The sequence below is a fragment of the Hydrogenophaga sp. genome (genome assembly GCF_051007235.1).
GTDB lineage: Bacteria > Pseudomonadota > Gammaproteobacteria > Burkholderiales > Burkholderiaceae_C > Hydrogenophaga.
The window spans coordinates 1-5,995 of record NZ_JBPCSJ010000365.1; the positions used below are offsets into that span (position 1 = coordinate 1).

The 5,995-nt window shown below is 67.0% G+C and carries 7 protein-coding genes and 1 pseudogene; all 8 read left to right on the forward strand.

The annotated features are described in order from the left end of the window. Positions 1 to 54: 54 nt before the first annotated feature. Complete coding sequence (gene fabZ / locus ACR2JA_RS13115) at positions 55 to 495, forward strand: 3-hydroxyacyl-ACP dehydratase FabZ (protein ID WP_434009525.1); 441 nt, start codon at positions 55 to 57, stop codon at positions 493 to 495. A 17-nt stretch (positions 496 to 512) separates the two neighbouring features. Continuing rightward, positions 513 to 1,307 (forward strand): acyl-ACP--UDP-N-acetylglucosamine O-acyltransferase, encoded by a 795-nt coding sequence (lpxA, locus tag ACR2JA_RS13120; RefSeq protein WP_434009526.1) that lies wholly within the window; start codon positions 513 to 515, stop codon positions 1,305 to 1,307. A 5-nt stretch (positions 1,308 to 1,312) separates the two neighbouring features. After that, a complete protein-coding gene (lpxB, locus tag ACR2JA_RS13125; protein WP_434009527.1) occupies positions 1,313 to 2,458 on the forward strand; it encodes a lipid-A-disaccharide synthase in 1,146 nt (381 codons plus the stop codon). Then, positions 2,430 to 3,068, forward strand: a complete 639-nt coding sequence (gene rnhB / locus ACR2JA_RS13130; protein ID WP_434009528.1) for a ribonuclease HII — start codon at positions 2,430 to 2,432, stop codon at positions 3,066 to 3,068. The genes lpxB and rnhB overlap by 29 nt, the downstream gene beginning before the upstream one ends. Continuing rightward, on the forward strand, positions 3,065 to 3,844 hold the full coding sequence (locus ACR2JA_RS13135) for a TrmH family RNA methyltransferase (protein ID WP_434009529.1): 780 nt from the start codon (positions 3,065 to 3,067) through the stop codon (positions 3,842 to 3,844). The genes rnhB and ACR2JA_RS13135 overlap by 4 nt, the downstream gene beginning before the upstream one ends. Positions 3,845 to 4,098: 254 nt before the next feature. Continuing rightward, a complete protein-coding gene (gene carA, locus ACR2JA_RS13140) occupies positions 4,099 to 5,259 on the forward strand; it encodes a glutamine-hydrolyzing carbamoyl-phosphate synthase small subunit (RefSeq protein ID WP_434009530.1) in 1,161 nt (386 codons plus the stop codon). Positions 5,260 to 5,263: 4 nt separating this feature from the next. Next, on the forward strand, positions 5,264 to 5,626 hold the full coding sequence (locus tag ACR2JA_RS13145) for a hypothetical protein (RefSeq protein ID WP_310567766.1): 363 nt from the start codon (positions 5,264 to 5,266) through the stop codon (positions 5,624 to 5,626). A 30-nt stretch (positions 5,627 to 5,656) separates the two neighbouring features. Continuing rightward, positions 5,657 to 5,995 (forward strand): annotated as a pseudogene (gene carB / locus ACR2JA_RS13150) (carbamoyl-phosphate synthase large subunit); the annotation flags it as partial.

The following is a 5,995-nucleotide window of genomic DNA, read 5'->3' on the forward strand; positions in this document are numbered from 1 at the left end:
CCTCAAGGCCGTCGAGCAGGCTCTCGAACAAGCACAACAGAAGAAGACCGAGCCATGATGGACATCCACCAGATCCTCAAGCAATTGCCGCACCGTTACCCCATCCTGCTGGTGGACCGCGTGCTGGAAATTGAAAAGGGCAAGCGCATCAAGGCTTTGAAGAACGTCTCGATCAACGAGCCGCAGTTCACCGGTCACTTCCCGCACCGCCCAGTGTTTCCAGGGGTGTTCCAGCTCGAAGCCATGGCCCAGGCTGCGGCTCTCCTGGCCTTCGACACCGTGGGTACGACGCCCGACGACAAGACCGTGTACTACTTCGCTGGTATCGACGGTGCGCGCTTCAAGCGCCCGGTGGAGCCGGGCGACCAACTGATCATGGACGTGTCGCTGGACCGTATGAAGGCCGGCATTTTCAAGTTCAAGGCCGTGGCCACAGTGGACGGCGAAGTCGTCTGCGAAGCCGAACTGATGTGCACCATGCGCACCATCGCCTGAGCCACGGACGCGGGCGCATGAGCAACATCCATCCCACCGCGCTGGTGGACCCGGCGGCCGAGCTCGACAGCAGTGTCACCGTTGGTCCGTACACCGTCATTGGTCCGCACGTGAAGATCGGTGCTGGCACCACGGTCGGCGCGCACTGCGTGATCGAGGGTCACACCACCATCGGCCGCGACAACCGCATCTTCCAGTTCAATTCGCTGGGGGCGATCCCGCAGGACAAAAAGTACGCGGGCGAGCCTTGCGAGCTGGTCATCGGCGACCGCAACACCATCCGCGAGTTCTGCACCTTCAACATCGGTTCGCCTGGTGCGCTGGGCAAGACCGTGGTGGGCGACGACAACTGGATCATGGCCTACGTGCACCTCGCGCACGACTGCGTGGTGGGCAACAAGACCATCTTCGCGAACAACTCGCAACTGGCCGGTCACGTCACCGTGGGCGACTGGGTCATCCTCGGCGGTTTCACCGTGGTGCACCAGTTTGTGCGCATCGGCGACCACGCCATGACCGCCATGTGCTCGCTGCTGTTCGCCGACCTGCCGCCATTCGTCATGTGCCAGGGTCAGCCGGCCGCTGCGCGTTCGATGAACTTCGAAGGCCTGCGCCGCCGCGGCTTCTCTCCGGAGCGCATCTCGGCCGTGAAGGCCATGCACAAGGCGCTGTACCGGGACGACCTGACCCTTGACCAGGCGGCCGAACGCATCGCAGGCCTGACCGAGAAAACCCCGGACGCCGCGCCCGACGTGGCCATGATGCTGGACTTCTTGCGCCAGGCATCGCCGCAGCGCGGCATCGTCCGCTGACCCCCATGACCGAACCCAGACGTTTTGCGCTGGTCGCCGGCGAAACGTCGGGGGATCTGCTCGCAGGCCTGTTGCTGCAGGGGGTGCGCCAGCGCTGGCCCGAGGTGTCCATGGGCGGCATCGGCGGCCCACGCATGGCCGAGCAGGGATTCACCGCCTGGTGGCCGAGCGAAAAGCTTGCGGTGCGCGGCTACATCGAGGTGCTGCGCCACTACCGCGAAATCGTCGGCATCCGCGACCAGTTGCGCCAGCGCCTGCTCGGTGCCGACCGGCCCGACCTGTTTGTGGGTGTGGACGCGCCGGACTTCAACCTCGACCTCGAAGCCGCATTGAAAGCACAGGGCGTGCGCACGGTGCACTTTGTCTGCCCGTCCATCTGGGCCTGGCGCCCCGAGCGGGTGGAAAAAATCCGCCGCAGCGCCGACCACGTGCTGTGCATCTTTCCGTTTGAACCCGATCTGCTGGCGCAGCACGGGGTTGCATCCACCTACGTCGGTCACCCGCTGGCGAATGTGATCCCGCTGCAGCCCGATCGCGCCGCGGCTCGGCAGACGCTGGGCCTGCGCGACGACGACGCGGTTGTCGCCATCCTGCCCGGCAGCCGCGCGTCCGAGGTGCAGTACCTCGCCCGGCGCTTCTTTGACGCTGCCGCGCTCATGCGCAAAGCCCGCCCCGGCCTGCGCTTCGTGGTGCCCGCCGTGCCCGCGCTGCGCGAACGCATCAGCCAGCTGGCCGCGGCCAGCGGCCTGGGCGAGGCACTCACGGTGCTGGATGGTCAGTCGCACGCCGTGTTGGCTGCCTGCGACGTGACCTTGATCGCCAGCGGCACTGCCACGCTCGAAGCCGCGTTGTTCAAGCGCCCCATGGTCATCGCCTACAACATGAACTGGCTGTCGTGGCAGATCATGCGGCGCAAGCAGCTGCAGCCCTGGGTGGGCTTGCCCAACATCCTCTGCGGCGACTTTGTCGTGCCCGAGTTGCTGCAGGACGCCGCCACGCCCGAGGCCATGGCCCGCGAAACGCTGGCCTGGCTCGATGCACCCGAGCGCTGCGCCCAGCTGCGGCAACGCTTCACCGACCTGCACCACCTGCTGCGCCGCGACACCGCGCAACTGGCCACCGATGCGATCGAAAAAGTTCTGGCAGGCTGAACAGGCCGCCTTCAGCTGGGACGTCCCGGGCCTCATCGCCGGCGTGGACGAAGCCGGCCGCGGGCCGCTGGCCGGGCCGGTCGTCGCCGCGGCGGTGATCCTGGACGACCTCCAGCCCATCAAGGGCCTGGCCGATTCCAAGCAGCTCACCGCCAAACGCCGCGAAAAGCTCTACGACGAGATCCGCGCCAAGGCCCTGTGCTGCAGCATTGCCGAAGCATCGGTGGAAGAGATCGACCGGCTGAACATCCTGCAGGCCACCTTGCTGGCCATGCAGCGCGCCGTGGCCGGGCTGCGTCTGAAGCCCGCCAAGGTGCTGGTGGACGGAAACCGCCTGCCGCCGCTGGACGTGCTGGCCGAAGCCATTGTCTCGGGCGACGCGCTCGTGCCCGCCATTTCGGCCGCGTCCATTCTGGCCAAGGTCACGCGCGACCGCCAGCTCGAAGCCCTGGACCTGCGCCACCCGGCCTACGGCTTCGCCCAACACAAGGGCTATGGCACCGCCCAGCACCTGCAGGCGCTGCAACAGCACGGGCCGCTGCCGGAACACCGGCGCAGCTTCGCCCCTGTAGCCCGTGCGCTGGCCGCCGTCACACCGCACACCCCATGAGCACACCCAGCCCCATCACCTCGCGCGACAACCCCTTGCTCAAGCGCCTGCGCCTGCTGGCGCAAGACAGCACGGCCTACCGCAAGCAGGGGCAGGTCTGGCTCGAAGGCGACCACCTGTGCCGGGCGCTGCTGGCGCGCGGCCATCGGCCCGCCACCGCCGTGTTCACCGACAGCTTCTGGCCCCAGGCCCCGCACGACCTGCGCGATGCGGCCGACCACATCGTCACGGTGCCCGACGCGCTCATGGCCAGCATCAGCGGTCTGGAATCGCCGGCCGAGGTTGGCTTCGTGTGGGACCTGCCGGTCGCCACTGCGCTGCGAGCCGGGCAGGGCGCCGTCGTGCTCGATCGCCTGCAAGACGCCGGCAACGTCGGCTCCGTCCTGCGCAGCGCCGCCGCCATGGGTTTTGCCCAGGTGCTGGCCATCAAGGGCACCGCGGCGCTTTGGTCGCCCAAGGTGCTGCGCGCCGGCATGGGAGCACACTTCGCGCTGCACCTGGTCGAAGGCCTGGCGGTGGACGACCTCGCCGCGCTGGACGTCCCCCTGCTGGTGACCAGTTCGCACCGTGGGGACTACCTGCACCAGGCCCGTCTGCCCTGGCCCTGCGCCTGGGTGCTGGGCCACGAAGGGCAGGGTGTCTCAGCCGAGCTGGAAGGCCAGGCCAGCGCCTCGGTGCGCATCGTGCAGCCGGGTGGTGAAGAGTCATTGAACGTGGCCGCGGCAGCGGCGATCTGCCTGCACGCCAGCGCGGCGTCACGCAAAGACGCTGTTTGAGGCGCTCACACGCCTTGGGCAAGCCCCTTTTCAGGCGGCTTGTCGGGCCGATGGGTCAAGGCGAGCGGCTATAATTCCGGGGTTTACCCGCAATCGACGCCAGCTGCTGCGTCCGTCCCGGCCAACGGCCCAGATTCCCGTCCTTTTTCCCCTGGTCGCATTCATGTGTGCGGCCTCTGTGGGAGCGGGCGCGCATGTCTGGGGGCGCTGCTCACTGGCTCGCGGGTGTGTTTCGACAACCTCTGGAGAAAACCGTGCTTCCCGTCCACCCGAAAGCCCTTCTCGCGCTCGCCGACGGCACGGTCTTTACTGGCATTGCCATCGGTGCCACTGGTCAGACCACGGGTGAGGTGGTGTTCAACACCTCGCTCACCGGTTACCAGGAAATCCTCACCGATCCGAGCTACTGCCAGCAAATCGTCACGCTGACCTACCCGCACATTGGCAACACCGGTGTGAACGGTGAGGATGTGGAAGCCACGCGCATCCACGCCGCCGGCCTGATCATCAAAGACCTGCCCCTGCTCGCGTCCAACTTCCGCAGCACGGAGACCCTGTCCCAGTTCCTGCAGCGCGAGGGCACCGTCGCCATTGCCGACCTGGACACCCGCGCGCTGACGCGCCGCCTGCGCACCCACGGCGCGCAGAACGGCTGCATCCTGGCACTGCCCGCGGGCGAAGCGATCACCGAGGCTCACCGCGTCCAGGCCATTGCCGCTGCCCAGGCCGCACCCAGCATGGCTGGCCAGGACCTGGCCCAGGTGGTGAGCGTGGACCAGCCCTACGCGTGGACGCAGACCGAGTGGAAGCTCGGCTCGGGCTACGGCGAACAGACCGCTCCCCAGTTCCACGTGGTGGCGTACGACTTCGGCGTCAAGCGCAACATCCTGCGCATGCTGGCCGAGCGCGGTTGTAAGGTGACGGTGGTGCCGGCCCAGACGCCCGCGGCCGAGGTGTTCAAGCTGCAGCCCGACGGCGTGTTCCTGTCCAACGGCCCGGGCGATCCGGAGCCTTGCGACTACGCGATCGCCGCCGCACGCGAGATCATCGATTCGGGCGTGCCCACCTTCGGCATCTGCCTGGGCCACCAGATCATGGCGCTGGCCAGCGGGGCCAAGACCTTCAAGATGAAGTTCGGCCACCACGGTGCCAACCACCCGGTCAAAGACCTGGACAACGGCCGCGTGTCCATCACCAGCCAGAACCACGGCTTTGCGGTCGACGAAAAGACGCTGCCCGCCAACCTGCGCGCCACGCACGTGAGCCTGTTCGACGGCACGCTGCAGGGCCTGGCCCGCACCGACAAACCCGCGTTCTGCTTCCAGGGCCACCCGGAAGCCTCGCCCGGCCCGCACGACATCGGTTACCTGTTCGACCGCTTCACCGCGCTGATGCAGGAACGCACCCAGGCCTGATGACATGAAGCTCTTCGGTTTCCCGGTCTTTGCCATCGAAAAAGCCATCGCCAAGCGCATGCTGACGCTGGAGTCGCCCCACAAAGAGTGGTTTGCCCAGCGCTGGGCGCAAAAGCCTTACCGCAAGGCCTTTGTCGAAAACAAGGCCTCGCCGCTGGTGACGCTGCTGGCCAAGGGCAAGACCTGGGACGACGAGACCTTCAACACCGAGCTGGCGGCCTGGGATGCGCTGTTCTACCCGGCCGAGGTCGAGGTGCTGCGCCCCATCATCGAAGGCGACGGCCTGCTGCAACTGATGCAGAAAAACGTGCCCGCCGAACGCGTGCAGGCCTTGCTGAACACACTGGAAACCCAGCGCCAGGCCTGAGCGGCCCGCGCGCAACGATAGAAGCGAACCATGCCCAAAAGAACAGACATCCAGACCGTCCTCATCATCGGCGCCGGCCCGATCATCATCGGCCAGGCCTGTGAGTTCGACTACTCGGGCGTGCAGGCCTGCAAGGCGCTGCGCGAAGAGGGCTACCGGGTGGTGCTGATCAACAGCAATCCGGCCACGATCATGACGGACCCGGCCACGGCCGACGTCACCTACATCGAGCCCATCACCTGGCAGACGGTCGAGAAGATCATTGCCAAGGAACGCCCGCAGACCAGCGGTGGCTTCGCCATCCTGCCGACCATGGGCGGCCAGACCGCGCTGAACTGCGCGCTGGACCTGTGGCGCCATGGCGTGCTG

Coding starts and splice junctions, on each gene's coding strand:
- fabZ (WP_434009525.1), top strand. CDS start 55: ATGATGGACATCCACCAGATCCTCAAGCAATTGCCGCACCGTTACCCC.
- lpxA (WP_434009526.1), top strand. CDS start 513: ATGAGCAACATCCATCCCACCGCGCTGGTGGACCCGGCGGCCGAGCTC.
- lpxB (WP_434009527.1), top strand. CDS start 1,313: ATGACCGAACCCAGACGTTTTGCGCTGGTCGCCGGCGAAACGTCGGGG.
- rnhB (WP_434009528.1), top strand. CDS start 2,430: ATGCGATCGAAAAAGTTCTGGCAGGCTGAACAGGCCGCCTTCAGCTGG.
- ACR2JA_RS13135 (WP_434009529.1), top strand. CDS start 3,065: ATGAGCACACCCAGCCCCATCACCTCGCGCGACAACCCCTTGCTCAAG.
- ACR2JA_RS13145 (WP_310567766.1), top strand. CDS start 5,264: ATGAAGCTCTTCGGTTTCCCGGTCTTTGCCATCGAAAAAGCCATCGCC.